24 protein-coding genes and 1 pseudogene are annotated in these 25,624 nt (G+C 69.2%); 10 read left to right on the forward strand and 15 right to left on the reverse strand.

The genetic code is table 11. The annotated features are described in order from the left end of the window. Positions 1-94: 94 nt before the first annotated feature. Positions 95-1,606 carry a carboxyl transferase domain-containing protein gene (locus tag ACFP3H_RS01925; RefSeq protein WP_378599604.1) on the reverse strand — a complete coding sequence of 504 codons (1,512 nt, stop codon included), beginning with the start codon at positions 1,604-1,606 and terminating at the stop codon, positions 95-97. 107 nt (positions 1,607-1,713) lie between these two features. Between ACFP3H_RS01925 and ACFP3H_RS01930 the strand changes: the two genes are divergently transcribed. Then, on the forward strand, positions 1,714-2,244 hold the full coding sequence (locus tag ACFP3H_RS01930; protein WP_378598557.1) for a hypothetical protein: 531 nt from the start codon (positions 1,714-1,716) through the stop codon (positions 2,242-2,244). Here ACFP3H_RS01930 and ACFP3H_RS01935 read toward each other — a convergent pair. Genes ACFP3H_RS01935 through ACFP3H_RS01950 form a run of 4 tightly spaced genes read right to left on the reverse strand, consistent with a single transcriptional unit; the run spans position 2,228 to position 7,388 of the window. Further along, positions 2,228-2,830: a GTP-binding protein gene (locus ACFP3H_RS01935; protein WP_174551063.1), complete on the reverse strand. Its 603-nt coding sequence runs from the start codon at positions 2,828-2,830 to the stop codon at positions 2,228-2,230. The genes ACFP3H_RS01930 and ACFP3H_RS01935 overlap by 17 nt on opposite strands. Beyond that, complete coding sequence (locus ACFP3H_RS01940; RefSeq protein WP_056818578.1) at positions 2,811-3,185, reverse strand: DUF742 domain-containing protein; 375 nt, start codon at positions 3,183-3,185, stop codon at positions 2,811-2,813. Before ACFP3H_RS01940 ends, ACFP3H_RS01935 begins: the two co-directional genes overlap by 20 nt. 7 nt (positions 3,186-3,192) lie before the next feature. Beyond that, positions 3,193-3,606, reverse strand: coding sequence for a roadblock/LC7 domain-containing protein (locus ACFP3H_RS01945; protein WP_011207200.1), 414 nt, complete (start codon positions 3,604-3,606; stop codon positions 3,193-3,195). Continuing rightward, positions 3,603-7,388, reverse strand: coding sequence for a sensor histidine kinase (locus ACFP3H_RS01950; RefSeq protein WP_378598560.1), 3,786 nt, complete (start codon positions 7,386-7,388; stop codon positions 3,603-3,605). Before ACFP3H_RS01950 ends, ACFP3H_RS01945 begins: the two co-directional genes overlap by 4 nt. 319 nt (positions 7,389-7,707) lie before the next feature. On the opposite strand from ACFP3H_RS01950, the gene ACFP3H_RS01955 reads away from it, so the two are divergent. From ACFP3H_RS01955 to ACFP3H_RS01965, 3 genes are read left to right on the forward strand one after another with little or no spacing between them, the layout of a single operon-like run. After that, positions 7,708-9,747 carry an AMP-binding protein gene (locus ACFP3H_RS01955; RefSeq protein WP_378598563.1) on the forward strand — a complete coding sequence of 680 codons (2,040 nt, stop codon included), beginning with the start codon at positions 7,708-7,710 and terminating at the stop codon, positions 9,745-9,747. Positions 9,748-9,757: 10 nt separating this feature from the next. Next, positions 9,758-10,453: a response regulator transcription factor gene (locus ACFP3H_RS01960; RefSeq protein ID WP_378598566.1), complete on the forward strand. Its 696-nt coding sequence runs from the start codon at positions 9,758-9,760 to the stop codon at positions 10,451-10,453. After that, positions 10,450-11,835, forward strand: a complete 1,386-nt coding sequence (locus tag ACFP3H_RS01965; protein WP_378598569.1) for a sensor histidine kinase — start codon at positions 10,450-10,452, stop codon at positions 11,833-11,835. The genes ACFP3H_RS01960 and ACFP3H_RS01965 overlap by 4 nt, the downstream gene beginning before the upstream one ends. 28 nt (positions 11,836-11,863) lie before the next feature. Here ACFP3H_RS01965 and ACFP3H_RS01970 read toward each other — a convergent pair whose 3' ends face one another. Both ACFP3H_RS01970 and ACFP3H_RS01975 read right to left on the reverse strand, forming a co-directional pair. Then, positions 11,864-12,016: a hypothetical protein gene (locus ACFP3H_RS01970; protein ID WP_378598572.1), complete on the reverse strand. Its 153-nt coding sequence runs from the start codon at positions 12,014-12,016 to the stop codon at positions 11,864-11,866. A 97-nt stretch (positions 12,017-12,113) separates the two neighbouring features. After that, positions 12,114-12,776 (reverse strand): DUF8020 domain-containing protein, encoded by a 663-nt coding sequence (locus ACFP3H_RS01975; protein WP_378598575.1) that lies wholly within the window; start codon positions 12,774-12,776, stop codon positions 12,114-12,116. A 258-nt stretch (positions 12,777-13,034) separates the two neighbouring features. Between ACFP3H_RS01975 and ACFP3H_RS01980 the strand changes: the two genes are divergently transcribed. Together ACFP3H_RS01980 and ACFP3H_RS01985 are read left to right on the forward strand one after the other, a co-directional pair. Next, on the forward strand, positions 13,035-14,192 hold the full coding sequence (locus ACFP3H_RS01980; RefSeq protein ID WP_378598578.1) for a YhgE/Pip domain-containing protein: 1,158 nt from the start codon (positions 13,035-13,037) through the stop codon (positions 14,190-14,192). Between the two features lie 57 nt (positions 14,193-14,249). Then, a complete protein-coding gene (locus ACFP3H_RS01985) occupies positions 14,250-14,936 on the forward strand; it encodes a hypothetical protein (protein WP_378598581.1) in 687 nt (228 codons plus the stop codon). A 62-nt stretch (positions 14,937-14,998) separates the two neighbouring features. On the opposite strand, the gene ACFP3H_RS01990 is transcribed toward ACFP3H_RS01985, so the two are convergent. From ACFP3H_RS01990 to pdxH, 4 genes and pseudogenes are all read right to left on the reverse strand, one after another. Then, entirely contained in the window at positions 14,999-15,358 is a 360-nt protein-coding gene (locus ACFP3H_RS01990; protein WP_378598583.1) for an FKBP-type peptidyl-prolyl cis-trans isomerase, read from the reverse strand. A gap of 49 nt (positions 15,359-15,407) precedes the next feature. Beyond that, entirely contained in the window at positions 15,408-16,721 is a 1,314-nt protein-coding gene (locus tag ACFP3H_RS01995; RefSeq protein ID WP_378598586.1) for a citrate synthase, read from the reverse strand. Between the two features lie 314 nt (positions 16,722-17,035). Further along, positions 17,036-18,319: pseudogene (locus tag ACFP3H_RS02000) on the reverse strand (MFS transporter). 58 nt (positions 18,320-18,377) lie between these two features. Continuing rightward, the gene (gene pdxH / locus ACFP3H_RS02005) at positions 18,378-19,016 is read right to left on the reverse strand and encodes a pyridoxamine 5'-phosphate oxidase (protein WP_465263750.1); all 639 of its coding nucleotides are present in this window, start codon (positions 19,014-19,016) and stop codon (positions 18,378-18,380) included. Between the two features lie 154 nt (positions 19,017-19,170). Between pdxH and ACFP3H_RS02010 the strand changes: the two genes are divergently transcribed. Beyond that, positions 19,171-20,292: a citrate synthase 2 gene (locus ACFP3H_RS02010; protein ID WP_378598592.1), complete on the forward strand. Its 1,122-nt coding sequence runs from the start codon at positions 19,171-19,173 to the stop codon at positions 20,290-20,292. A 77-nt stretch (positions 20,293-20,369) separates the two neighbouring features. On the opposite strand, the gene ACFP3H_RS02015 is transcribed toward ACFP3H_RS02010, so the two are convergent. After that, the gene (locus ACFP3H_RS02015; RefSeq protein ID WP_378598595.1) at positions 20,370-21,002 is read right to left on the reverse strand and encodes a hypothetical protein; all 633 of its coding nucleotides are present in this window, start codon (positions 21,000-21,002) and stop codon (positions 20,370-20,372) included. 201 nt (positions 21,003-21,203) lie between these two features. On the opposite strand from ACFP3H_RS02015, the gene serC reads away from it, so the two are divergent. Together serC and sepH are read left to right on the forward strand one after the other, a co-directional pair. Continuing rightward, positions 21,204-22,325 carry a phosphoserine transaminase gene (gene serC, locus ACFP3H_RS02020; RefSeq protein ID WP_378598598.1) on the forward strand — a complete coding sequence of 374 codons (1,122 nt, stop codon included), beginning with the start codon at positions 21,204-21,206 and terminating at the stop codon, positions 22,323-22,325. Positions 22,326-22,637: 312 nt separating this feature from the next. Continuing rightward, positions 22,638-23,636: a septation protein SepH gene (gene sepH, locus ACFP3H_RS02025; RefSeq protein ID WP_378598601.1), complete on the forward strand. Its 999-nt coding sequence runs from the start codon at positions 22,638-22,640 to the stop codon at positions 23,634-23,636. A gap of 9 nt (positions 23,637-23,645) precedes the next feature. Here sepH and ACFP3H_RS02030 read toward each other — a convergent pair whose 3' ends face one another. After that, positions 23,646-23,945 (reverse strand): DUF2537 domain-containing protein, encoded by a 300-nt coding sequence (locus ACFP3H_RS02030; protein WP_378598604.1) that lies wholly within the window; start codon positions 23,943-23,945, stop codon positions 23,646-23,648. Next, the gene (locus tag ACFP3H_RS02035) at positions 23,942-24,745 is read right to left on the reverse strand and encodes a TrmH family RNA methyltransferase (protein ID WP_378598606.1); all 804 of its coding nucleotides are present in this window, start codon (positions 24,743-24,745) and stop codon (positions 23,942-23,944) included. The genes ACFP3H_RS02030 and ACFP3H_RS02035 overlap by 4 nt, the downstream gene beginning before the upstream one ends. A 25-nt stretch (positions 24,746-24,770) precedes the next feature. On the opposite strand from ACFP3H_RS02035, the gene ACFP3H_RS02040 reads away from it, so the two are divergent. Further along, positions 24,771-25,163, forward strand: a complete 393-nt coding sequence (locus ACFP3H_RS02040) for a YccF domain-containing protein (RefSeq protein WP_378598609.1) — start codon at positions 24,771-24,773, stop codon at positions 25,161-25,163. On the opposite strand, the gene ACFP3H_RS02045 is transcribed toward ACFP3H_RS02040, so the two are convergent. Then, a complete protein-coding gene (locus tag ACFP3H_RS02045; RefSeq protein ID WP_378598612.1) occupies positions 25,164-25,601 on the reverse strand; it encodes a MarR family winged helix-turn-helix transcriptional regulator in 438 nt (145 codons plus the stop codon). Between the last annotated feature and the right edge of the window lie 23 nt (positions 25,602-25,624).

Here is a 25,624-nt window from a genome sequence, read left to right on the forward strand (position 1 = left end):
CCGTAGAAGTGGTTCGGGTCGGCGTCAACGACGGTGCCTGGCGTGTTTCCCCCCGGTATTGCGCGGGGTGCGAAGCGGGGCATCGGTCCGATGTTCAGAACACGGGGTCCACGAGTCCGATTCGTCGGTATCTGATCCGGCGGGCGGCGCGCAGTTCAGCGGGTTCGCGGGCGCGCAGGTCCGCGAGTTCGGCGGCGACGGCCAAGACGGTGCGGCGGGCGAAGGCGATGGGTTCGGCGGCCGCGTCGGGGAATTCCTCGACGATGCGGTCGACGATGCCGTCGGCGAGCAGGTCGGCCGATCGAATGCCCTGCGCGGCAGCCATTTCCGGGGCGTGTTCGGTATCGCGGAAGACGACGGCGCTCGCACCCTCCGGCGGCAACGGGGCGAGCCAGCCGTTGCGGGCGGCGAGGACCCGGTCGGCGGGCAGCAGGGCGAGCGCGCCGCCGCCGGTGCCCTGACCGAGCAGCACCGAGACGGTCGGGGTGTCGAGGGTGACGAGATCGGCCAGGCAGCGCGCAATTTCGGGGGCGAGGCCGCGTTCCTCGGCCTCCTTGGACAGTGCCGCGCCGACGGTGTCGATGACGAGCACCAGCGGCAGTCGCAACTCGCGCGCGAGGACCATCGCGCGGCGCGCCTCGCGCAGTGCGGCCGGGCCCATGGTGTTCTCGCCCTCCTGGCCGGCGCGGTCGTGGCCGAAGACCACGCAGGGTTGACCGGCGAAGCGGGCCAGCGCGAGTACGACAGTGCGATCGGAATCGCCGAGGCCGGTGCCGCTGAGCGGAACCCGCTGGGTCGTGTGGCGCAACAGATCGCGCAGGCCCGGCCGGTTCGGATCGCGTGAGCTGAGCACCGAATCCCAGGCGCTCGCATCGGGATTGGCCGAGGTGGTCGGGTTGCGTACAGGCGCGGCCCAACCCGGCTCGGTGGTCACCGGGACGACCGTGCCGCCCGCGATGCTCAAGGCGCGGTGCGCGATTCGACGGAACACCTCCACCGGCACCACGCCGTCGATCACACCGTTGCGATACAGGTTCTCGGCGGTCTGCACGCCGTCGGGGAACGGCCTGCCGTACAGGGCCTCGTACACGCGCGGGCCGAGGAAGCCGATCATCGCGCCGGGTTCGGCGAAAGTGATGTGCCCCAACGAACCCCACGACGCGAACACCCCGCCCATCGTCGGATCACGCAGGTACACCAGGTACGGATAGCCCGCCGCCTTGTGCACCGCGACCGCCCCGGCGATCTTCACCATCTGCACGAAAGCGACTGTGCCCTCCTGCATTCGGGTGCCGCCGGAAGTCGGTGAGGCGATCAGCGGCAGGCCCAGTTCGGTGGCCCGCTCGACCGCGGTCACGATCCGCTCGGCCGCGGCCACCCCGATCGACCCGGCCAGGAACGCGAACTCACACGCGATCACCGCCACCCGACGCCCGCGCAGCAGCCCCTCCCCCGTCGTCACCGATTCGTCGGTGCCCGCCCGCTCGGCCGCCGCCACGAGTTCCTGGCGGTAACGCGGCGACACCGCGGGCTCGACCGGCGGACGATCCCAGCTCGCGAAGGAGCCCGCGTCGAGCAACGTCGCGAGGAGAACTTCGGCCGACATGCGCACGCGGTGAGCCTAGTGCGACGCGCGGGCGGTCGCGGGGATGTTGCACCTCGCGGCGGCCGGGGCGATGTACTCGGGTAATCGCATGTACGAAAGGCGAATCCATGACCAGCACGCTCAATGACCGCTACCGCGACTACCGGGTCCGCCGCTGGCTCGCGCAGGAACAGCGGACCGCGACCATGCTCCTGAGCTGGCGCACACCGCCTCGACGGCGGATCCTGGTGATCGCGGTGACGTTCGCGCTGACCGTGATGGCGGTGGCCGGGGTGCTGTCCGCGCTGGATCTGCGGACCGCGGCGACGGTGGCCACGCTCGTGGCGGTCGTGGTGTTCCTGCCCGGCTGGACCGTGCTGCGGATCGTGTCCGGCAGCGTGGACAGCGCGCCCGAGCAGGCCCTCGACGAGACACGGCTCGTCGAACGCGACCGGGCCCGCTCCACCGGCCTCGCTATCACCCAGTCACTGACGATGGCGCCGCTGGCGTATCTGATCTTCGCCGGCACCTTCGCGCCGGACGCCGACGCCTACCGCACGGCCTACGCGGGCGGACTGATGATGCTGGCCACGATCCTCGCCGGCGGCTGCGCGCCCGCGATGATCATGGCCTGGAAGCGACCTAGTACCCCTGCATGACCTTGCGCAGGGCGTACTCGGTCAGGGCGACCAGGGCCTGCTTGGCCGGTTCGCGGCGGCGGGCGTCGATCGACATGATCGGCACGTCGGCGGGAACCGCCAGCGCCTGGCGGATGTCCTCCAGGGGGTACTTCGGCGCGTCGTCGAACTCGTTGAGCGCCACCAGGAACGGCAGCCCGCGGGCCTCGAAGTAGTCGACAGCGGCGAAGCTGTCCTCGAGCCTGCGGGTGTCGACCAGCACCACGGCGCCGATGGCGCCGCGGATCAGGTCGTCCCACATGAACCAGAACCGGTACTGGCCCGGCGTACCGAACAGGTACAGCACCAGGTCGTCGGCGAGGCTGATACGGCCGAAGTCCATCGCCACCGTGGTGGTCGACTTCTGCGGAATACCGGTCAGGTTGTCGATTCCGGTACTGGCGTTGGTGACCAACGCCTCGGTGCGCAGCGGAACGATCTCCGACACCGCGCCGACCATCGTGGTCTTGCCCACGCCGAAGCCACCGGCGACGACGATCTTCGCCGATGTCGGTTTGGCCGTGCGGGTATCGACCTGCGCCGTCGAATCAAATACGCCGGAGTCCACTGAGAACCCTTTCGATCAGCTCGCGACGTTCATCGTCGCTGGAATCGTCTTTCAATGTTGCCGAGACCCGTACGTGGCCGGCCTCGATCAGATCGGCCACGAGTACCCGTGCCACCCCGATCGGGATGTACAGCTGGGCAGCTATCTCGGCAACGGACGGCGATTGCCTGCACAACTCCACGATGGACGTTTCGAGGTTGTTCAGTTCGTACTGCCGCTCCATGGCGACCGGATGCGATGCGACGAGTGCCTCCAGCGCCAACTCGACCGCCGGCCTGGTACGGCCGGCAGTCAAGGAGTACGGGCGGACGAGACTGGGCTCGGCGCTCCCCATGCGGTGATCGTCTATGTCCATCCCACCATCAGGAACCCATCGTGACGCGAGGCGTGGCCTGGACTGTCTGGCCAACGCGCTCGACCAGAAGTGCCATTTCGTAGCCGACCTGACCGATGTCACACGAGGTGTTGGTCAGGACCGCGAGATAAGAGCCGTCGCCGACTGCCATGAGCAGAAGGTAGCCGTGCTCCATCTCGACTACGGATTGCAGTACCGTACCGCCTTCGAACAGATTCGACACACCGACGGACAGACTCGCCAGTCCGGCGGTCACGGCGGAGAGCTGTTCGGCGCGGTCGACCGGGAGCTGAGCGCTCGCGGCCATCAACAGGCCGTCAGCCGAGACCAGGACGGCATGGGCTACGCCAGGAACCTCGTTGGCGAAGTTCGAAACCAGCCAATCCAGCTGACGGTTCGTACCACCTAGATCGGGGTTCATCGGTCTCCTTTATCTCCGGTTAGGTTCATTGCCTTCATTGCGCGGCCATCCCGGACGCCCTGCTGGTGACGACTCAGGCTGGACCGGATCGTTTCGGGATCGCGTGCGGACGGGGTGCGATCGGCCGCGCCGCTCACACCACCCGGCACGAGCCTTCCGCCCGGACTGCGCTGTGGCAAACCGGCGGCGGTACGCACCTCGGACTGGGCTTCGCTGGCCGCGCGAGCAGCCTGCCAACCCTCGTCACCCGGTGATTCGAAGGCGGCGGCCATCTGGTTCCGGTCGGAATTCTCGTCCGTGAGCCACGCCGACATCATCTCGGCGAAGATCGGTGTTCCGCCCATCACGGAATCAGCTTCCGGTGCCGGCTGCAACCTGGTCTGGAAGAACGACGCAGCCTTGGCCGGATTGGACCGATAGCTGTGCCGACCCGGATCACGCCCTGCCGACGCAGCGTTATCCGGCCCCGCGGCGTCCCGATCCCGTTGTGGCAGAGCCACTCCTGGCTCGGGCGTCGCCTGGGGTACCACACTAGCGCCGGGAGCACGCTGCGGCAGCCCAATCGGCGCAGCCGGACGCTGCGGCGCGCCGTCGGTGGCGTCGCGCGGCGGCTGGGTGGCGGCGGGCGTGCGCTGGGGCAACCCGTTGTCGGCCGAATCCGGCTGCGGCGGTTGACCGTTGGCGGGACGCGACGGCTGGGCCCGCTGCGGGAGGCCGTTGGCGGGTTCGCGCTGCGGCAGACCGCCGGTCGACTCACGCTGGAGCGGGTCCAGGCGCGGCAGGCCGCCGGACTGATCGCGCTGCGGCAGGCCGCCGGTCGACTCACGCTGGAGCGGATCCAGGCGCGGCAGGCCGCCGGACTGGTCGCGGTGCGGCAGTCGCGGCGTGGGTTCACGCTGCGGCAGGCCGGTGGGGGCCGCGCCGCGCTGCGGGAGCCCGGTGGCGGGCTCGCGCCGCACCGGCTCGGAATCGCGTTGCGGGGCGGAGCTTTCCGGCGCGCGCTGCGGGAGCGCGGTCGACGGGTCACGCGGGGCGCTGGTGGTGTCGCGCTGCGGGAGTCCGGTGACCGGATCACGCTGCGGGAGACCGCCGGTCGGCTCGCGCTGCGGCAGGCCGGCGCTCGGCTCGCGCTGGGGCAGGCCGGTGCTCGGGTCACGCTGGGGCAGCCCGGTGCTCGGATCACGCTGCGGCAGACCACTCGACGGATCACGCTGCGGCAGACCACTCGACGGGTCACGCTGGGGCAACCCACCGGACTGGTCGCGCTGCGGTAGTCGCTGCTGGCCCTGATCGCGCTGCGGGAGCCCGACCGAGGGGTCACGCTGCGGGGCGCCGTTGGCACCCGGCGAGCGCTGCGGCAGACCACCGGGGGTCACCCCACGCTGGGTCGGCGCGGCATCACGCTGCGGCGGCACCGGCGGCTGCGCGGATTCCCGCGACGGCGCGCCGTTGGCACCCGGCTGACGCTGCGGCAGCCCACCGGAGGCCGAGGGCGCCTGTTCAGCCTGACCGGGACCGGCCGGCGGACGCGGCGGCGCACCCTGGGCCAGATTGCGCTTGGGCAGATTCGCCGCGGCGAGCTTGCCGCGCTGGGGCACATTGCCCTGACCCGGTGCGGGCGGGCGCAGCGACGGCGAGGACTGCTCGGGCGCGTCGGCGGACAGGCCCGAGGCCATCGCGTTGCCCGGCTGACGTTGCGGCAGGCCGCCGGGGCCCGCCGCAGCGGTGCCGCTGCTGCCGGGATCCACGGTGACCATCACGTTGCCGCCCGGGGTCCGGGTGATCGCGCGGGTCTGCATGGTGCTCGGCTGCTGCTGGGGCTGCTGCGGCGCGGGCCGCTGCTGCTGGTCGGGCGCGGGCGCCTGCTGCTGCTTCTGCAGCTGGTGCGGCGGCACGACCGTGCCACCGGTGGCCGAGACGATCAGGCCGACCGGGACGTGCACGGTGACGGTGACGCCGGGATCGCGCGCGGTGTCGAACGTCGGACGAAGGCGCACGGTGAGCCCGTGGCGCTCGGCCAGGCGACCGACCACGAACAGACCCATGTGGCGGGCGGTGTCGGGACCGGGCTCGGCGGTCTGCTCGAGCCGGTGGTTGATCTCCGACATCTCCGCGGGCGGCATACCGATACCGCGGTCGGCGACCTCGATCAGCAGACCCTGGTCGTGGGCCTGGGCGAAGGTGAATTTGACGTCGGTCTCCGGCGGGGAGGCCCGCAGGGCGTTGTCGAGCAGCTCGGCGAACAGGTGCGCCATATCGGAGGCGGCCGGTTCGACCAGCGAGCCGCGCGGCGTGGCGCCGAGCTTGACCCGCTCGTAGTCCTCGACCTCGGAGATCGCGGCACGCAGCACGTCGGCGATCTCGACCGGGGCCGACTTGGTGCGACGCTGTTTGGTACCGGCCAGAATCAGCAGGTTGTCGCCGTTACGACGCATGCGCGCCGCGAGGTGGTCGAGGCGGAAGAGGTTCTCGAGCAGGCGCGGGTCCTTCTCGTCGTACTCCATCGCCTCGATGAGGGTGAGCTGATGGTCGACGAGCGACTTGGAGCGCCGGGCCAGGGTCTCGAACATGTCGTTGACCTGCGAACGCATCTGCGCCTGGTCACTGGCCAGGCGAAGGGCCTGGCCGTGGATGTCGTCGACGGCGCGGGCCAGCTGGCCGATCTCCTCGTCGGAGCGCACCGGCATCGGCTCGAGCGGCACGTCCTCGGGAGCGGCGCCGTTGCGGAGCTGGGCGACCTCGTGGGGCAGATCGGATTCGGCCACGCGCAGTGCGGCCAGGCGGAGGCGGTGCAGCGGCACGATCATCGAGCGCGCGACGAACACCGCGAGCAGCAGCGCGGCCAGGATCGTGACGATGACGACGGCGGTGTAGGTCCACGCGCCGGTGGCGGAGGAACTGGCCAGGCCGTCCATCGTGGACTCGATATCGGCGGTCGCCTGGGCCACCACCTCGGCGTAGACCCGCAGGCTCGAGTACATCGAGTCCTTGAGCTGGCTGACCGGCAGCTGACCCGCGCGGGCCTCGGGACCGGTGAGGATGGCCTGCCGGAGCTCGGCCTGCTTGCGCAGTTCCGCGACGGAGGTGTCGCTGCCGGGGAAGCGGCTGGCGAGCACGTCGATCAGGTGGCGTTCGGTGCTGACCGCGGTGAGGTAGTTCTGCGGCCCGGTGGGGTCGGCGCGCAGGATCTTCGACACGGCCGCCAGTTCGTCGACCAGCAGCGCGCGCGTGTTGAGCGAGTCGACCAGGCGAAGCTTGGCGGCGTCCATGACCGGGTTGCTGGCCTGGCTGACCATCTCCTCGACGATCGCGACGCTGTCACTGCGGACCTGTTCGACCGAGGAGAGCGCTTTGTCCGGATCCGCGGTGGGAGCCTTGCCCTGGGCGAAGACTTCCTTCGCCGTCGCGATCATCCGCTCGGAGGCGGCGTACGCCTGCGGGAGATCCTGCAGCGACGGCAGCGCCGCCGTACTGGCCGCGATCGCGCCTTCCAGCGCCACCAGATCCTCGTCGGTCACCAGGGTGTTGGGACCGAGAGCGATCAGCTGACCACCGGATACCTGGGCTGATCTCGCACTCAGCAACGTTACGGTCGGAATCGTGTCGACCTGCTCGCTGATCGCGGAAAGCCGGCTCGCCTCCGAGAACTCGGAGGTAATTCTCGACACGCCGAGCCCGACAGCGACCGCGAGGGGCACGGCCAGCACGGCCGTAACCTTCCAACGCAGGTCCCAGTTGCCGAGCGCCCAGCGTTTGCTGCCGGACCTAGCGGCGTCACGCATCTCCCACTCACTTTCCAAACTGGCCTCGTACCGTGCGCCCGAGGCGAACCGCCACAGGCGCGATGGTGGCTCGCCAGTGGCTGCTGGACGAGAACTACGGCTGGCCGAGAAATTGCGTCTACGACTGCCCGAATAAGTGACATCGGATTCTAACGGATCAATAACTTCTTGGCTGACTCCCGGTCGAGGTTCGCACCATGACCAGCTTGTTGTAGGCAAAACCAAAGGTCGCGGCACCCCCTCGGGTGTCGCGTGAAGTCTGCCACAATCATCTGGATCTATCGAGCGGGCATCGAAGCGAGGCTAGGGAGTCACGGGGTTGGACACCGAACACGAGTACCGGCCGGTCTATCAGACCAGCCTGGTCGACCCAGCCGACTTCTGGTCCGCCGCAGCTCAGGGCATCGAGTGGGATGTCGAACCACAGCAGATCGTCGACGCCGCCGACAAGCGATCGGCGCGCTGGTTCCCCGACGCCCGCCTCAACACCTGTGTGAACGCCCTGGACCGGCACGTACGGGCGGGCACCGTCGACGAGGGGGGACACGCCGATCAACCCGCCCTCATATATGCCTCCGCTATGACGGACACCACCACGATCTATACCTACGCCGAATTACTCGACCTGGTGGCCGAGTTCGCCGGAGCCATGCGGGATCTGGGCGTGGTGGCCGGTGATCGGGTGGTGATCTACCTGCCGATGATCCCCGAAGCGGTGATCGCGATGCTGGCCTGCGCCCGGATCGGGGCCGTGCACTCGGTGGTGTTCGGCGGGTTCGCCGCGCCCGAGCTGGCCGCCCGCATCGACGACGCCGAACCGGTGTTGATCGTCACTGCCTCCGGTGGGCTCGAACCGAACCGGCGCATCGAGTACCCGCCGATCGTGCTGGCCGCGCTCGACCTGGCCGAGACGGCCTCGGTGCGCACGGTGATCGTCAAACAGCGCCCCGAGTTCCCGACCATCGAATTCGGCGCCGACCTGCCCGCCACCGAGGTGCTGCCGTCCTCGCAGCAGTCGGTGGCCGCGCGCTGGATCGACTGGAACGACAGCGTCAGGGGCGTCGCGCCCGCCGATCCGGTCTCGGTCGCGGCCACCGATCCGCTCTACATCCTCTACACCTCCGGCACCACCGGGCGGCCCAAGGGCGTGGTGCGCGACAACGGCGGCCACGCGGTCGCGCTGGCCTGGTCGATGCGCAATATCTATGACATCGGGCCCGGTCAGGTGTTCTGGGCGGCCTCGGATGTGGGCTGGGTGGTCGGCCACTCCTACATCGTCTACGCGCCGCTGCTCGTCGGCGCGACGACGCTGCTCTACGAGGGCAAGCCCGTCGGCACCCCGGACGCGGGCACGTACTGGCGGATCATCGACGAGCACAACGTGCGGGTGCTGTTCACCGCGCCGACCTCGCTGCGCGCGATCCGCCGCGCCGACCCCGACGCCATCGCCGCGCACCGCTACGACCTGTCCGGGTTGCGCGCGCTGTTCTGCGCGGGTGAGCGCCTGGATCCGGCCACCTTCGAATGGGCGTCGAACACCCTGCTCGCCGACCATCCCGACACCCCCGTGGTCGATCACTGGTGGCAGACCGAGACCGGCTGGCCGATCTGCGCCGACCCGCTCGGCCTGCAGGAACTGCCGGTCAAGCCTGGTTCGTCGAGTGTCCCGGTGCCCGGTTACCGGCTGCGGGTGCTCGACGCGAACGGCAACGCGGTGCCCACCGGAACCGAGGGCAATATCGTCATCGGCCTGCCGCTGCCCCCCGGCTGCCTGACCGGGCTGTGGCGCGATCGGGAGCGGTTCGTGCGCTCCTACCTGTCCACCTTCCCCGGCCACTACCTCACCGGCGACTCCGGCTACTTCGACGAGGACGGCTACCTCTACGTCCTCGGCCGCAGCGACGACGTCATCAATATCGCCGGTCATCGGCTGTCCGCGGGCAGTATCGAGGCCGCCATCGCCGGGCACCCCGCCATCGCCGAGTGCGCGGTGATCGGCATGCCCGACGAGCTCAAGGGCAGTCTGCCGCTGGCGTATGTGGTGCTCAAGCAGGGTTTCGAGTACGAGCAGCGGCAGTTGCGCGCCGAACTCGACGACCGGGTGCGCAACCAGATCGGGGCCATCGCCACCCTGCACGACGCGATCGTCGTCTCCGGCCTGCCCAAGACCCGTTCCGGCAAGATCCTGCGCAAGACGATCCGCCAGCTCACCGCCGGTGAGCAGGTGGAAACCCCGCCGACCATCGAGGATCCCAGCGTGCTCACCGCGCTGTCGGACCGCATCCTGGCCAATCCGCCGCTGGGCAACCCGAGCAGCTCCCCCGAGCAGGACAACGATCCGGTCGCCCCGGCACCCTAAGATCGCCACTGTGACTTCCTCCACGGTTCTCGTCGTCGACGACGACGAGGACGTTCTCGCCTCCGTCGAACGTGGCCTGCGACTTTCCGGTTTCCAGGTGCTGGTCGCGCGCGACGGGGCCGCCGCGCTGCGGGCGGTCGCCGAGCAGGGCCCCGACGCGGTGGTCCTGGACATGAACATGCCGATCCTCGACGGCGCGGGCGTGGTCACGGCGCTGCGCGCGATGGGCAACGACGTGCCCATCTGCGTGCTCAGCGCCCGCGCGTCGGTCGATGATCGGATCGCGGGTCTGGAGTCCGGCGCCGACGACTACCTGGTCAAACCGTTCGAACTGGCCGAACTGGTCGCCCGGATCAAGGCCCTGCTGCGCCGCCGCACCGACACGCCCGAGGCCGTGGCGCCCGGCGCGCTCACGTTGGGCCCGTTGATGATCGATGTCGCCGGATATCGGGCGACCCTGCACGGGCGCGAAATCGAGCTCACCAAACGGGAATTCGAATTGTTGTCGACACTGGCGCGCAATGCGGGTGTGGTGTTGACTCGAGAACGGCTCCTGGAATTGGTGTGGGGATACGATTTCATAGCCGATACGAATGTGGTCGATGTCTTCGTCGGATATTTGCGACGGAAACTGGAAATAGATGACACGCCAAGGATTTTGCATACGATTCGCGGGGTGGGTTTCGTACTCCGGGAATCGAAATGATCTCCGATCCACCGAAACGTCGTCGCAGACAATCGTTTTCGCTCAGAACACGGGTCGCGGGGGCCGCCGCGGCCGGTGCGGTGATCATCGTCAGCATCGCCGCTTTCGTCGGTTTCCAGGCCATCGAGCGCAATAATGTCACCCAGACCGATCAGCAGCTGGAAATCGCCTCGCGCATCGTGCTGATCGAGCCGGTGCTGGCCACCGGGTTCGTCAACCTCACCGGCCTGCAGAACACCATGGCGCTGACCGTGCGCGACGACGGCAAGGTCACCGCGTCGACCTCCACGCAGCTGCCCGATCTGTCCCCCGGTTCGCGGACCGTCGAACTCGACGACCAGCCCTACCGGGTGCTCACCACCACCGAGAACCAACCCGAGGGCCGCACGGTCTCCCTCGCCATCCCCACCACCGAGGCCACCAAGGCGACCGACGACCAGCAGCGCTGGGTGCTGGCGGGCGCGGCGATCGCGGTGGCGGCCGCGGCGGCGCTGGGCTGGCTGCTGGCCGGCCGCGCCGTCGGCCCGATCGTGAAACTGACCAGGCAGGTCTCGGCGGTCGGCAGCCCGGACGAACCCGCGCACCCGGTCGACGGTTCCGGGGTCGACGAGGCGGTGAAGCTGGCCGAGGCCGTGAACACCATGCTCGCGCGGGTGGATCAGGCCCAGGCCGAGACCGCCGCCGCGCTCGAGACCGCGCGCGACTTCGCCGCCGTGTCCGCGCACGAACTGCGCACCCCGCTCACCGCGATCCGCACCGACCTCGAGGTCCTGCGCACCCTCGACCTCACCGACACCCAGCGTCGCGAGATCCTCGACGACCTCGCCCGCAACGAGACCCGCGTGGAAACCACCCTGACCGCGCTGGAACGCCTCGCGCGCGGCGATCTCACCGCCGAGGCCGATCACGTGCCCACCGATGTGGCCGATCTGTGCGATCAGGCCGCCCACGACGCCATGCGCCACAACCCCGGCCTCTCGGTGCGCATCGACACCGACGCCGAACTGGTGACGCGCGGCCTGCCCGCGGGGCTGCGGCTGGCCGTGGACAACGCGCTCACCAACTCGGTCAAGCACGGCGGCGCCACCGCCGCGATCGTCTCCGCGCACCGCACCACCGACGGTCGCATCGTGATCGCCGTCGACGACAACGGCACCGGCCTACCGCCCGGCGAACGCGAGGCGGTCTTCGCCCGGTTCGCGCGCGGCACCAACGCCACCAAGGGCGGCTCGGGGCTCGGGCTGGCCCTGGTCGCCCAGCAGGCGCAGTTGCACGGTGGGCTGGCCTACTTCGCGGACAGCCCGCTCGGCGGCGCCCGCCTGGTCATCGACCTGCCGGTGCGCCCGGCCCCGGAGAACGCGAAAGCCCCGCACCCACGGTGACCGTGGGGCGGGGCCGAAGAAAGTCGCGCTACTTCTTGTCGTCCTGCTTGAACGCGTCCTTCACCTTGCCGGCCGCGCGATCGGCGGCCTCCTTGACGTCGTGTGCTGCCTTCTTCGCGTCGGCTTCGATCTTCTCGCCCTCGGCCTTGACCTTGCCGGTGGTGTTGTCGGTATCAGACATCGAACCTCCACTCTCGTGAGTTCCGTGCCAGACCCGGCACGGGTGAAGACACTCGCGAGAATACCGCACAGTTAACGCTCAGCGACTGAACCTGCGATCAGGGCAGAACCTGGGGAACCGACTCCGGGATGACCAGACCGATGACCGCGCCGATGACCGCGCCGGTGATGGCCATCGAGACCGCCGACGGGAACGCGCAGAAGAAGTAGCCGATGATGAACGCGGCCAGGGTCGGGATGCACAGGATGGCCGCGGACAGCGCGCCGATCGCCGCACCGGCGGCCGCGGCGTTCTGCACCGGGTCGTGGTTGGCGGCGCTGGGGTCGGTGGCGATGTTCTTCAGCTCGTCGGTGGTGGCGGCCGAGAGCTGCGGGGCGACCGAGAGGGTGCGGCCGTCCTCGGAGATCACCGAGGCGAGCGCGACGGTGTTGCCGCCGGTGGTGGCCAGCGTCAGCGGGAACTCGCTGACCTTGGCGCCCGCGTTGGAGATGACCGAGACGTTGGCCGCGTCGGGCGAGAGCACGAAGGTGGCGTTGTCGACCGTGGCGGAGATGGTGCGCAGGTCGGGCGAGACCGAGGTCTTGTAGCCGACGCCGTCGGCGATGCCTTCGCTGCCGAGCTGGGTGGCGATCTCGGTGGCGCGCTCGACGGTGACGTCAGCGGCCGCGGTGCCCGTGGTGACGAGCGAGGTGGCCACGGCCAGCGGCAGGGCGGCCAGCAGGGCCCGACGGCCCGCGCGAGTGACGGTGTGGTTGAACATGTTCGATGTCTCCCTCCCGATGCTTCCGAAGAATCCCCGAACCCCCCGGACGAATCGAAATAATCTCGATGTCGATTGACTCAGGAGTTGTACCGAACGCCCCAGAACTATGGGAACCTGTTGTGACACACTGCATATTGAGATCAATTCGCTATTGTCGAATCCGCGTGATCGGCACACCGTTGGCTAACCGGTCCTCACCGATTTCTCAGACCTCTCCCACAGCCCGCACCGAAGTGCGGGTCTAGCGTCGCGGTGGTGATCGACAAACGCGCCCGTCTGCTCTGCCTAGTCACCGCCGTCGCACTGGCGGGCGGTGCCGTCGCGTGCACGGCGAAGGACTCGGCCCCCACCGGTATCGCCCTCGTCAACGCCGATACCGGGCCCACCGGCGAACGGGTGGTCAAGGCCGTGCAGGACGCGGGCGGGCACGAGTGGACCGTGGCGAAGCCCGGTGAGATCGATGCGAACGACTACGCCGCCGTGATCACCCTGCCCGCCGATCTCACCGCCTCGATGGCGACCCTGGCCACCCAGGAACCCCGGCGCGCCAAGGTCACCGTGACCACCCACGACAACGCGGATGCCGACGCGGTGAACGGCGCGGTCGACGCGGTGACCCACCGGATCGGCGCGGCGGGGGTGGACGCGGCGCTGGCGGCCGTCTCGCAGGCGCGCAATCAGATGACCTCGGTGCAGTTCACGGCGCAGCTGCTCGGGGCCGGGGTGAACGCGGCCGCCGATGGCGCGAATCAGTTCAGCGGCGGCGCGGATCAGCTGCTCGGCTTTCTCGACTACGCCAAACAGGGTGCGGGACAGCTCACTTCGGCGATCGAGCTGCTGAACCAGACGGTCGACGGCGCCGCCAAGCAGGCCACCCAGTTGGCCGACGCGCTCAGCGTCACCGGGGTGACCATCGCCGGCGTCCAGAACAGCGCGACCGCCCTCGGCGCCGGCCTGGACCAGATCCTGCCGCTGCTGAAGGGCCTGCCCTTCGCCGGCGACCCGCAGCTGGCCGACATCATCACCAAACTCGAAGCCCTGCGCGGTGTCTCGACGCAGGCGGGCACCCAGCTCGACGGCCTGAGCGAATTGACCGGCGCCGCAGTCGATCCCAACACCGACCTCGGCACCCTGCTGCGCACCGTGGTCGCCCGCCTCAACGCCGCCCGCGACCAACTCACCCAGGGCGCCGAACTCGCCAAGGGCCTGCCCACCCTCGCCGAACAGGGTGGCGCCCAACTGGTTTCGGCCATCGAACAACTCACCGGCGGCGTCGGCGCCCTCCAGAACATCGTCGGCAACCTCAACACCCAAACCGCCAAGGCCCTCGAAGCCCTGCCGCCGCGCGGCCAGTCCCAACAGTCCGCGCTGGCGCTGGCCCTGACCGACCCGGTCGAGGTCGTCCGCGAATAGCGGACGGCCGGCACGAGTTCCCCACTCCGATAGGGTTATCCGCGAAAGGGGGACGCCATGACCGACCAGATCCCCAGTCCGCCCGTGCCGAGCGTGTGGGCTCAACCGACACCGACCGCCCCGGTCGACGTGCCCGCGCCGCAGCCCGGTTTCGGGTACCCGGCACCCGCGAGTCAGCAGCCGAACCCCGGCTACGCGCCGTACTCCACGATGCCGGTGCCGCCGCGCCGGCCCCGGCGCTGGATCTGGCCGGTCGTCGCCGCTGTCACCGCGGTGGTGGCGGTGGCGGGGTGGATCACGGCGGGAACGCTGCTGCTCGAGGAAGAACCACCGGTACCGCCGCACCCGTCGATCGCCCGCGACGAGGCACGCGCGGCCGCCCAGGTCGCGGCGTGCGATCTCACCACCGCGATGACGAACTACACCCACACCGATCTGGGCGGCTACAAATCCGGCGTCGACCGACTGATGACCGGCACGCTGCGCGAGAACTTCGATTCCGGCTGGTCCGCGCTCGAGCTCGCCATGATCCAAGCCCAGGTCACCTCGCGAGTCGAGAACCTGGACTGCCTGTACAAGTCCGGCGATGGTGACCGGATGATCGTCGTCGCGGTGTTCAGCCAGGTCCGCACCAGCGTCACCGCCCCGACTCCGGCACCGACGATGATGATCGTCCACAACAGCTTGGTGCTGAGCGAAGGTCGCTGGCTGGTCGAGAAGTTGGACTCACCGTTCGTGAAATAGCGGTCCGTGAAACAGCAACGGCCCGTGCCCGCCTGAGCGGACACGGGCCGAAAACGCTGAGATCAGCTGGCGTTGAGCAGGTCGATCACGAAGACCAGGGTCTTGCCCGAGAGGGCGTGGCCCGCGCCTGCGGGGCCGTAGGCCAGCTCCGGCGGGATGACCAGCTGGCGGCGGCCGCCGACCTTCATGCCGGGGATGCCGTCCTGCCAGCCCTGGATCAGGCCGCGCAGCGGGAAGGTGATGGATTCGCCGCGGTCCCACGAGGAGTCGAACTGCTCGCCGTTGTCGAACTCGACGCCGACGTAGTGCACCTCGACGGTGCCGCCGGGCACCGCTTCCTTGCCTTCGCCCTCGATGAGGTCGGTGATGACGAGCTCGGTGGGCGCGGGGCCCTCCTGGAATTCGATCTCCGGCTTGGTCATACGGGCTATCCCCTTCGATAGTGGCTCAATGAATCGCGGATGTGAGAGGTCAGCGATTTCCGATGTCATAGTAGTCACGCTCACCGTAGCCGGTGTAGATCTGACGCGGGCGTCCGATCTTGAGCGGCTCGGAGTGCATCTCGCGCCAGTGCGCGATCCAGCCCGGCAGGCGGCCCATGGCGAACAGCACGGTGAACATGCGGGTCGGGAAGCCCATGGCGCGGTAGATGACGCCGGTGTAGAAGTCGACGTTCGGGTACAGGCGACGCGAGACGAAGTAGTCGTCGGTGAGGGCGGCCTCTTCGAGCTGCTTGGCGATGTCGAGCAGCTGGTCGTCGCCGCCGATCTTCGACAGGATCTTGTCGGCGGCCTGCTTGACCAGCGTCGCGCGCGGGTCGTAGTTGCGGTAGACGCGGTGCCCGAAGCCCATGAGCTTCACGCCGTCTTCCTTGTTCTTGACCTTGCGGATGAATTCCTTGACGTCGCCGCCGTTGGCCTTGATCTCGTCGAGCATCTCGAGCACGGCCTGGTTGGCACCGCCGTGCAGCGGGCCCCACAGCGCGTTGATGCCACCGGAGACCGAGGTGAACAGGTTGGCATCGGAGGAACCGACCAGGCGCACGGTCGAGGTGGAACAGTTCTGCTCGTGATCGGCGTGCAGGATCAGCAGCATGTCGAGCGCGGCGGCGACCTCGGGGTCGACCTCGTAGGGCTCGGCCGGGAAGCCGAAGGTCATCCGCAGGAAGTTCTCGACCAGCGACAGCGAGTTGTCGGGGTAGAGGAACGGCTGACCGACCGACTTCTTGTACGAGTACGCCGCGATGGTCGGCAGCTTGGCCAGCAGGCGGATGGTCGAGAGTTCGACCTGCTCGGGATCGCGCGGGTCGAGGGAGTCCTGGTAGTACGCCGACAGCGCGTTCACCGCGGACGACAGCACCGGCATGGGGTGCGCGTTGCGCGGGAAGCCGTCGAAGAACCGCTTGAGGTCCTCGTGCAGCAGGGTGTGGCGACGGATGCGATCGGTGAAGTCGTCGAGCTGGGCCTGGGTCGGCAGCTCGCCGTAGATGAGCAGGTAGCTGACCTCGATGAAGGTCGAACGGCCCGCCAGCTGGTCGATCGGGTACCCGCGGTAGCGCAGGATGCCCGCTTCACCGTCGATGTAGGTGATCGCCGACTTGGTGGAGGCGGTGTTCATGAAACCGGGGTCATAGGTGACGTAACCGGTACTGGCCAGCAGCTTGCCCAAGTCGAGCCCGTCGTTACCCTCCGCGGCGTGGGTGACCGAGATCGGGAACTCGCCACCGGGGTACTGGAGTACCGCTTTGGCGTCTTCGGTGACGTTGGGGATGTTCTCAGCGGGCACGGAAGGATCCCTCTCAGGCTAGGTGTTGTTGTTGAGATTCTCGCCGGGCCCTGAAACCTGGCGCGTATCCTCGAGCGCCGATGCGGTCGGCACAGGCGCACTCGGGTGTAACGCTAACTCTTGTCGGGCGCGGATGAGCAATCAGGGTTGGCCTGCGCTGTCCTCACACCGTGTCGATCCCACGGTGAGGTGCCCGGCGACCGACGGACCAGCGGCGATCCCCGTTAGCCACCGTCAGGACCGGTGCGGGCCCCGGACCGGGCACACGAACCGAATTCGAGCGGGTGATCTCGCGTATTACGTTGTCGCACAACTCATTTCGACACAGTTTCGGAGTGTGCCCTGGTGATCCGGTAGCGGACGAACGCGGGGAAGGCCAGCGCGGCGATCACCACGCCGATCACCACGAGGACGCCACCACCGGCGGCCGCAACAGCGGTACCCATGCTGGCGGCGGCGAAACCGTGGGCAACATCACCGATCCTCGGCCCACCTGCGACGACCACGATGAACACGCCCTGCAACCGCCCGCGCATCTCGTCGGTCGACACCGTGAGCAGCATGGCCGTGCGGAACGCCGCCGAGACCATGTCGGCCGCGCCGCCCAGCGCCAGGAACGCCACCGCGATCCACAGCCACACCCCCAGCCCGAACCAGCGCCCGGCCAGCAGCACCGCCAGCCCGAACCCGATCATCATCACGCCCCAGATCGCGATGCACACGATCACCGCCAGCCCCTACCTGCGCACCCGGGGAATCCACCCGGAGAAGATCCCGCCCAGCACCGACCCCACCGCGATCGCCGCGAACAGCAGGCCGAGCGCCGCCCCGCCCTCGGCCGGATCGTGGAAGGTCTCGTGCGCGATCTGCGGGAACAGCGCGCGCGGCATGCCGAAGACCATGGCGATGATGTCGACGACGAACGAGGCGAGCAGGATCCGCTGGCCCCCGAGGTAGCGGAAGCCGTCCAGGACCGCGCGCAACCCGGCGCGCCGCTGTTCGCCGGTGGGCGGGAACGCGGGCAGCAGCCACACCGCCCACAGCGTGGCGAGCAGCGCGATCGAGTCGATCAGATACAGCATCGGCAGCCCGATCACCGGGATCAGGATGCCCGCCAGCACCGGCCCCGCGATCATGCCGACGTTCTGCACGGTCATGCTCAGCGAGCTGGCCGAGGCCATCTGCTCCGGCGGCAGCAGCCGGGCGATGAGCGCGCTGCGGGTGGGTTGGTTGACCGCGAAGAACGCCTGCTGGGTGGCGAACAGCCCGAGCACCAGCCACACATTGTTCAGCCCGAGCGCGGCCTGCACCCAGAACGCGACCGCCGTCAGACCCGTGCCCGCCGTGGTGATGATCAGCAGCGTGCGCCGGTCCATCACATCGGCCAGCGCGCCGCCCCACAGCCCGAACACCACCAGCGGGACCAGCCCGAACAACCCGGCCAGGCCGACATAACCGGAACTGCCGGTGATCTGGAAGATCTGCTGCGGGACCGCGACCACCGAGAGCTGCGCGCCGATGACGGTGACGATGTTGGTCGTCCAGAGCCTGCGATAGTCGCGATTGCGCAGGGGTTCGGTGTCGGCGAGCAGTTTCACTCGCGGCAGATTAGCGACCGTCGCGCTTTCATCCTATGTTTGCGCGCAGTGATGCTCGTTACGGCTGCAACCGCTCCACGGCGCCGTCGCCGCGCACGACGATCCGGTTGTGCAGTCGCCCCCGCCTGCCCTGCCAGAACTCGACCTCGTCGGGGCGCAGCAGATAGCCGCCCCAGAACGGCGGCACCGGGATGTCGTCGACGTCGGCGAAGCGGGCCTCGGTCTCGACCAGCGCCGCGTCGAGATCGGCGCGGGTGGCGATCGGACGCGACTGCGCCGACGCCCACGCGCCCAACCGCGATTCGCGCGGTCGCAGCTGCCAGTACGCCTCGGTGACCGCCGCGGACACCCGCTCGGTCACCCCGCGCACATGCACCTGCCGGGCCAGCGAGGGCCACACGAAGCTGGCGGCGGCGTAGGGGTCGGCGGCGAGCTGGGTGCCCTTGGCCGAGTCGTAGTTCGTATAGAAGGTGACGCCCTCGGACGAGAGGCCCTTGCACAGCACCGTGCGCGCGACCGGGCGCGGGACGGGACCGGCGAGCGAGACGGTGGCCAGCACCATCGCGTTGGGTTCGGCGACGCCGAGCTCGCGCGCCTGATCGATCCAGCGGCGCAGCAGCGGTTCCCAGCCCTGGGCCACCCACGACTCGTCGAGGTCGATGTCGCTGGCGGGCAGGGTGCCGTAATCCACGCGCATGGCGCTCAGATCCACCGCGCCCTCGGACAGGGTGAGCGAGGCGGGCGGGACCGGTGCGGAAGTGTCGAGTTCACGCATAGGGGCGACGTTACTCCGGCGTATCTGCGGGTCTATGGTTCAAGCAGATCGGCATGCCCCTGCAAGGAGAGTCACCATGACCAGCGCGGTTCCCCAGGATTTCGTCAGCGGTTTGGAAGGCGTGGTGGCCTTCACCACCGATATCGCCGAGCCGGACAAGGACGGCGGCGCGCTACGTTATCGCGGCGTCGACATTCAGGATCTGGTCGCCGAGCGGGTGACCTTCGGTGATGTGTGGGCGCTGCTGGTCGACGGCCAGTTCGGGCGCGGTCTGCCGCCCGCCGAGCCCTTCCCGCTGCCGGTGCACACCGGTGACGTACGAGTGGACGTGCAGGCCGGTCTGGCCATGCTCGCCCCGATCTGGGGCTACGAGCCGCTGCTCGACATCGACGACGAGACCGCCCGCGACAACCTCGCCCGCGCCTCGGTGATGGCGCTGTCCTACGTGGCGCAGTCCGCGCGCGGCATCTACCAGCCCGCCGTCCCGCAGCGCAAGATCGACGAATGTGCCACCGTCACAGAGCGTTTCATGACCCGCTGGAAGGGTGACCCGGACCCGCGCCACACCGAGGCGATCGACGCCTACTGGGTCTCCGCGGCCGAGCACGGCATGAACGCCTCCACCTTCACCGCCCGCGTGATCGCCTCCACCGGCGCCGACGTGGCGGCCTCGCTCTCCGGTGCCATCGGCGCCATGTCCGGTCCGCTGCACGGCGGCGCCCCCGCCCGCGTGCTGCCGATGATCGAGGAAGTCGAGAAGACCGGCGACGCCCGCGCGCTGGTCAAGGGCATCCTGGACCGTAAAGAGAAGCTGATGGGCTTCGGTCACCGCGTCTACCGCGCCGAGGACCCCCGCGCCCGCGTGCTGCGCGCCACCGCCCAGCGCCTCGACGCCCCCCGCTACGAAGTCGCCGCCGCGCTCGAGCAGGCCGCCCTGGCCGAGCTGCGCGAGCGCCGCCCCGACCGGGCCATCGAGACCAATGTGGAGTTCTGGGCCGCGGTCATCCTCGACTTCGCCGAGGTCCCGGCCCACATGATGCCCGCCATGTTCACCTGCGGCCGCACCGCGGGCTGGTGCGCGCACATCCTCGAGCAGAAGCAGCTGGGCAAGCTCGTGCGCCCCGCCGCCATCTACACCGGCCCCGCGCCGCGCACCCCGGAAGAGGTCGCGGGCTGGTCCACCATCGCGCACGCCTGACGCGCTCCGAACATCGAGCGGCCCGGTCGAATTCGCTTCGACCGGGCCGTTTTTCGTCGCGGGTCAGAAGCTGTGGGTCAGAAGCTGCTGAAATCGAGGGCGACCGAGGCGCCGCGATCGACGGTGAAGAAGGCGGCTTCCAGGCGCGTGCCCAGTTCTATGTGGCCGACGGCGGCCAGCGGCACCGGTTGGATCAGGCGGACGCGCCACGGTCGGGGTTCGTCCCAGGCCCGCATTTCCAGGTCGAGGCGTAGGACGGGGTCCTCGCGGCCGGTGTAGTCGGCGGCGATGGGGGTGACGGCCAGGATGGTCGCCTCGGCGCGGCGGCCGTTGGCCAGGATCTTGGCGGCGGCCTTGCGGCCGGATTCGGGGGCTTCGGGGACGAACAGGGCGAGCCGGTCGCGGTGGCCGGGGTCGACCCGGCAGTCGACCACGTCACCGGCCCGCATCCACTCCAGGTCCTGGCTACGCACTCGCTGCCGGACCCGCGCGTCGTAGGGCTGCTCCCCCGGCACCGTGACCCGCACGCTGAAGCGATAGCCGCCCTCGCCGTGTCGCGCCCGCACCGACAGCACGCTCGCCCGCGCGGGCACCCCTCTGACCAGGAGTTCTCGCCGCGCGCCCTCCGACAACAACCCAGGTCGCCGCCCGAATACCCACACCCACCGGTCGAGCAGGGTCCGACCGGAGTCGACCGCGACAAGGCTCATGGCAGCAGCGTAGTGCGACGGGCCCGCTCGCCAGGGCAAATTCCCCGCAGCCCACGCCGAAGTGTGGCATTTTCGTGCACTCAGGCGACCCTCGACCACTTTTCCGGCCGCACGGCGGCGAAGTTGCACGAAAATGCTACCCAGCCGCACACCCGCACCCACCCCGACCGCCGCGAACAGCCCACCACTAAACTCGCCCGCATGACCAGTGCGTTCCCGACAATTCCCGCCGACCTCTTGCCCGCCGACGGCCGGTTCGGCTGCGGCCCCTCCAAGGTGCGCCCGGAGCAGCTGCAGTCCCTGGTGACTGTCGGCGCCTCGGTGTTCGGCACCTCGCATCGGCAGAAGCCGGTCAAGGACGTCGTCGCGCGCGTGCGCAACGGCCTGCGTGAACTGTTCTCCCTGCCCGACGGCTACGAGGTCGTGCTGGGCAACGGTGGCACCACCGCGTTCTGGGACGCCGCCGCGTTCGGCCTGATCCGTGAGCGTTCGCTGCACCTGACCAACGGCGAGTTCTCCTCCAAGTTCGCCTCGGTCGCCAAGGGCAACCCCTTCATCGGTGACCCGATCGTCGTCAAGGCCGAGCCGGGCAGCGCGCCCGAGCCCGTGTCGGACCCGAGCGTCGACCTCATCGGCTGGGCCCACAACGAGACCTCCACCGGCGTGTCCATCCCGGTGTCGCGTCCGGTCGGTTCGGAGAACGCCCTGATCGCCATCGACGCCACCTCCGGCGCGGGCGGCCTGCCGGTGAACATCGCCGACTCCGACGTCTACTACTTCGCCCCGCAGAAGTGCTTCGCCGCCGACGGTGGCCTGTGGATCGCGATCATGAGCCCGGCCGCGCTGGCCCGGGTCGAGGAGATCAAGGCCTCGGGTCGCTGGACCCCGGAGTTCCTGTCGCTGCCGATCGCGGTCGACAACTCCACCAAGGACCAGACCTACAACACCCCGGCGCTGGCCACCCTGCTGCTGTTCGCGGATCAGATCGAGTGGATGAACGCCAACGGCGGCCTGGACTGGACCGTCAAACGCACCCTGGATTCGTCCTCGCGCCTGTACTCGTGGGCCGAGTCGAGCTCGTTCGCCACCCCGTACGTGTCGAACCCGGCGCACCGCTCGCAGGTCGTGGGCACCATCGACTTCGACGACGCGGTGGATGCCGCTCAGGTCGCCAAGATCCTGCGCGCCAACGGCATCGTCGACACCGAGCCCTACCGCAAGCTGGGCCGCAACCAGCTGCGCGTGGGCATGTTCCCGGCGATCGACCCGGAAGATGTTTCGCAGCTGACCCGTTCGATCGACTGGGTCGTCGGCCAGCTCTGAGATAAGTCACCGGCGACGAGCCGGTGCGTAGTGAACCCGCACGGGTTGCCGCGCACCGGCTCTTTGCATACATTCGCAATATTCGCGGAGTTTTGACAGATCTCGGTATCGATATTTGATGTTGATCTATCACCAAAAGCCCTGCACACGAGCTGAATTCGGGTGGTGAGCCGCTCAGATTAGCCCCCTGCGCGGCTCCCGCGCGCGATTTGAGTCGTGCGTGTCTGCTCCCACGGCCAAGTAGTGTGCACTACTGTCTAGGAAAGTGGGCGGTGTCCTTGCAGACGGAGCCGGCGCGATAGGGAGGTAACGGTGCGCGAACTTCGAGTGATCGGGGTGACGCCCGACTCCACGCACATCGTGTGCAGCGACACCGAGTCCGGCACCAAATTCCGGCTGCCCGCCGATGACAAGCTCCGCGCGGCGGCACGCGGCGACCTCGCACGATTCGGCCAGATCGAAATCGAAACGGAAGCGTCTATGCGTCCTCGCGATATCCAGGCCCGTATTCGCGCGGGCGCTTCCGTGGATCAGGTCACCGCGGAGTCCGGGATGCCGGCCGCCAAGGTCGAACGTTTCGCCTACCCCGTGCTGTTGGAGCGCGCTCGCGCGGCCGAACTGGCGCAGAAGGCGCACCCGGTTCGCCCCGACGGTCCGGCGGTGGAGACGCTGCACGAGGTCGTCACCGCGGCCTTCGCCGAGCGTGGGCACACCATCGAGCAGGCCGAGTGGGATGCCTGGAAGGACGAGAAGGGTTTCTGGGTCGCCCAACTGCAGTGGCGGCACGGGCATTCCGAGATCGCGGCGCACTGGCGCTACCAGCCCGACGCGCACGGCGGTTCGGTCGCCCCGCTCGACGACCCGGCCAACGACCTGATCGATCCCGACTTCGGTCGCGCGCTGCGCGGTCTGGCGACGATCCTGCCCACGCCCGCCGCGGCCCCCGCGCCGGTGTTGGAATCGCCGGTGCCGGTGCCGGTCCCGGTGGAGCCGCGTCCGCGCGAGCACGTGCCGCCGACGCCGCGTCCGCAGAACCGGCCCGCGCCGAACATGGACGAGTACTACGAGCAGCGTCAGGCCGTGGCCGGCGGTGGCGCGGCGGCGATTCCGGCGGCCCCTACGGCGCCGATCCCGGTCGTGCCCAAGCCCGCCGCTCCGGTGCCCGCCGCACCGGCGCAGCCTGCCGCACAGCAGGACAAGCCGGAGGAACCGGCCGCCGAGAAGCCCAAGCCCGCGCGTACCAAGCGGGGCAAGGCGCCCATGCCGTCGTGGGAAGACGTCCTGCTCGGCGTGCGCAGCTCCGGCAACTAGCAGTGGGCCTCAGCTGAGCTCGTAGGCGATCGCCGCGAGCCAGCCGAGGGCCACCGCGGCCACCGCACCGGCCAGCACCCACCGCACCACCGGCGTGAACCGCCACCGCCATGCCGTCGGCGCGACCCCGACCACGGCCACCACGTTCACCGCTACCGCCAGCAGCGGATGGACCGCGGCCAGCGCTGCCCCGAAGGCGAACACCGCGACCGCGCCGAGCACCGCGACCAGCGCGGCCACGGTCACCCCCGCCGCCCACGGCACCGAATCCGTCTGTGCCCGGTACGGGCCCTCGCACTCCTGGCTCATGACAGCCGCACCCGCTCGTAGAACGCCATCGCCGCCGCGGTCGCCACATTGAGCGAATCGGTGCCCGGTGACATCGGGATCCGGGCGCGAATATCGGTGGCGGCCATGGCCTCCTCGGTCAGGCCGGGGCCTTCGGCGCCGAGCAGCAGGGCCACCCGCTCCCCCGTCATCGCCGTCGCCAGGTTCTCCGCGTCGGGATTCGGGGTCAGGGCGATGATCTGGAAGCCTTTGTCGCGCAAAAGGTTCAGTCCCGAGGGCCACTGTGGCAGTTGCGCGAACGGCACCCGAAGCACGTGCCCCATCGACACCCGGACCGCCCGCCGGTACAGCGGGTCGGCGCACCGGTCGCCGAACAGCACCGCGTCCGCGCCGAGTCCGGCCGCGTTGCGGAACATCGACCCCAGGTTCTCGTGGTCGTTCACGCCCTCGAGCACCGCGACCGTGCGTGCCCCGTCGAGCACCTGCTCGACCGTCAACTCGGCCGGTCGTGGCGCCACCGCGAGCACGCCGCGATTGAGATGGAAGCCGACCACCTCGGCCATCACCTCCGCGCTCGCGCGGTAGTACGGGATGTCGCGATCGGCCAGGTCCGGTGCCAGGGTCTCGAAGCGCTTTCCGACCCCGAGCAGCGCGGTGGGGGCGAAGCGCGAGTCGAGCATCCGCTGCACGACCACCACGCCCTCCGCGATCACCAGGCCTTTTCGCCCCGGCAGGTCCGGTCGGCGGTCGGCGTTGGACAGGTCACGGAAGTCGTCCACGCGCGGATCGGCGGGGTCGTCGATATCGATCACTTCGGCCACCGACCAATCCTGGCATGCTGGAAGCATGAAGCCGATCCAGTTGATCTTGAACATTCTGTGGGTGGTGCTGTGCGGGTTCTGGATGGCACTGGGTTACCTGCTCGCGGCCGTGATCTGCTTCGTGCTGATCATCACGATCCCGTTCGGCATCGCCTCGCTACGGATCGCCGGATACGTGCTGTGGCCGTTCGGTCGCACGGTGGTCGACAAGCCGAGCGCCGGCGCCGGATCGCTGATCGGCAATGTGATCTGGTTCGTCTTCGCCGGGTGGTGGTTGGCGCTGGGGCACGTGGCGACCAGCCTCGCGCTCGCGGTGACGATCATCGGCCTGCCGTTCGCGTGGGCGAACCTCAAGCTGGTGCCGCTGGCCCTGTTCCCGCTCGGCCACCAGGTGGTCTCGTCGGACGCGGCGCGCTGATCACTCGGATTCGGCGACGATCTGGTTCATGATGCCGACCGCTTCGCCGAGCACCTCGATCTGATCGGGGCGCAGTCCGGCGAGCTGGCCGGTCATCCACACCTCGCGCGCGTTGGCCTCGTCGGTGATGAGCGCGCGACCGGCCGGGGACAGCGAGACGATGATCTGTCGACCGTCGGTCGGGTGCGGGCGGCGCTGCACCAGGTCCAGGTCGGTCAGTGAGGCGATGACGCGGGTCATCGACGGCGGTTGCACGCGCTCCTTGGAGGCCAGCGTGCCGGGCGTCATCGCGCCATCACGGGCCAGCGTCGCCAGAGCCGACAGCTGAGTGAGCGAGATCTGCGCGTCGGCACGCCGACCACGCAGGTGTCTCGTGAGCCGCACGACGGCCAGTGAGAGATCACCGGCCAGGGCACGGACGTCCGATGGCGTTGTCACAGTGCAGGACTCTACGGTAAATC

The sequence above is a fragment of the Nocardia lasii genome (genome assembly GCF_042658545.1).
GTDB lineage: Bacteria > Actinomycetota > Actinomycetes > Mycobacteriales > Mycobacteriaceae > Nocardia > Nocardia lasii.

Coding starts and splice junctions, on each gene's coding strand:
- ACFP3H_RS01925 (WP_378599604.1), bottom strand. CDS start 1,606: ATGTCGGCCGAAGTTCTCCTCGCGACGTTGCTCGACGCGGGCTCCTTC.
- ACFP3H_RS01930 (WP_378598557.1), top strand. CDS start 1,714: ATGACCAGCACGCTCAATGACCGCTACCGCGACTACCGGGTCCGCCGC.
- ACFP3H_RS01940 (WP_056818578.1), bottom strand. CDS start 3,185: ATGGACATAGACGATCACCGCATGGGGAGCGCCGAGCCCAGTCTCGTC.
- ACFP3H_RS01945 (WP_011207200.1), bottom strand. CDS start 3,606: ATGAACCCCGATCTAGGTGGTACGAACCGTCAGCTGGATTGGCTGGTT.
- ACFP3H_RS01950 (WP_378598560.1), bottom strand. CDS start 7,388: ATGCGTGACGCCGCTAGGTCCGGCAGCAAACGCTGGGCGCTCGGCAAC.
- ACFP3H_RS01965 (WP_378598569.1), top strand. CDS start 10,450: ATGATCTCCGATCCACCGAAACGTCGTCGCAGACAATCGTTTTCGCTC.
- ACFP3H_RS01970 (WP_378598572.1), bottom strand. CDS start 12,016: ATGTCTGATACCGACAACACCACCGGCAAGGTCAAGGCCGAGGGCGAG.
- ACFP3H_RS01975 (WP_378598575.1), bottom strand. CDS start 12,776: ATGTTCAACCACACCGTCACTCGCGCGGGCCGTCGGGCCCTGCTGGCC.
- ACFP3H_RS01985 (WP_378598581.1), top strand. CDS start 14,250: ATGACCGACCAGATCCCCAGTCCGCCCGTGCCGAGCGTGTGGGCTCAA.
- ACFP3H_RS01990 (WP_378598583.1), bottom strand. CDS start 15,358: ATGACCAAGCCGGAGATCGAATTCCAGGAGGGCCCCGCGCCCACCGAG.
- pdxH (WP_465263750.1), bottom strand. CDS start 19,016: ATGCGCGTGGATTACGGCACCCTGCCCGCCAGCGACATCGACCTCGAC.
- ACFP3H_RS02010 (WP_378598592.1), top strand. CDS start 19,171: ATGACCAGCGCGGTTCCCCAGGATTTCGTCAGCGGTTTGGAAGGCGTG.
- ACFP3H_RS02015 (WP_378598595.1), bottom strand. CDS start 21,002: ATGAGCCTTGTCGCGGTCGACTCCGGTCGGACCCTGCTCGACCGGTGG.
- serC (WP_378598598.1), top strand. CDS start 21,204: ATGACCAGTGCGTTCCCGACAATTCCCGCCGACCTCTTGCCCGCCGAC.
- ACFP3H_RS02030 (WP_378598604.1), bottom strand. CDS start 23,945: ATGAGCCAGGAGTGCGAGGGCCCGTACCGGGCACAGACGGATTCGGTG.
- ACFP3H_RS02040 (WP_378598609.1), top strand. CDS start 24,771: ATGAAGCCGATCCAGTTGATCTTGAACATTCTGTGGGTGGTGCTGTGC.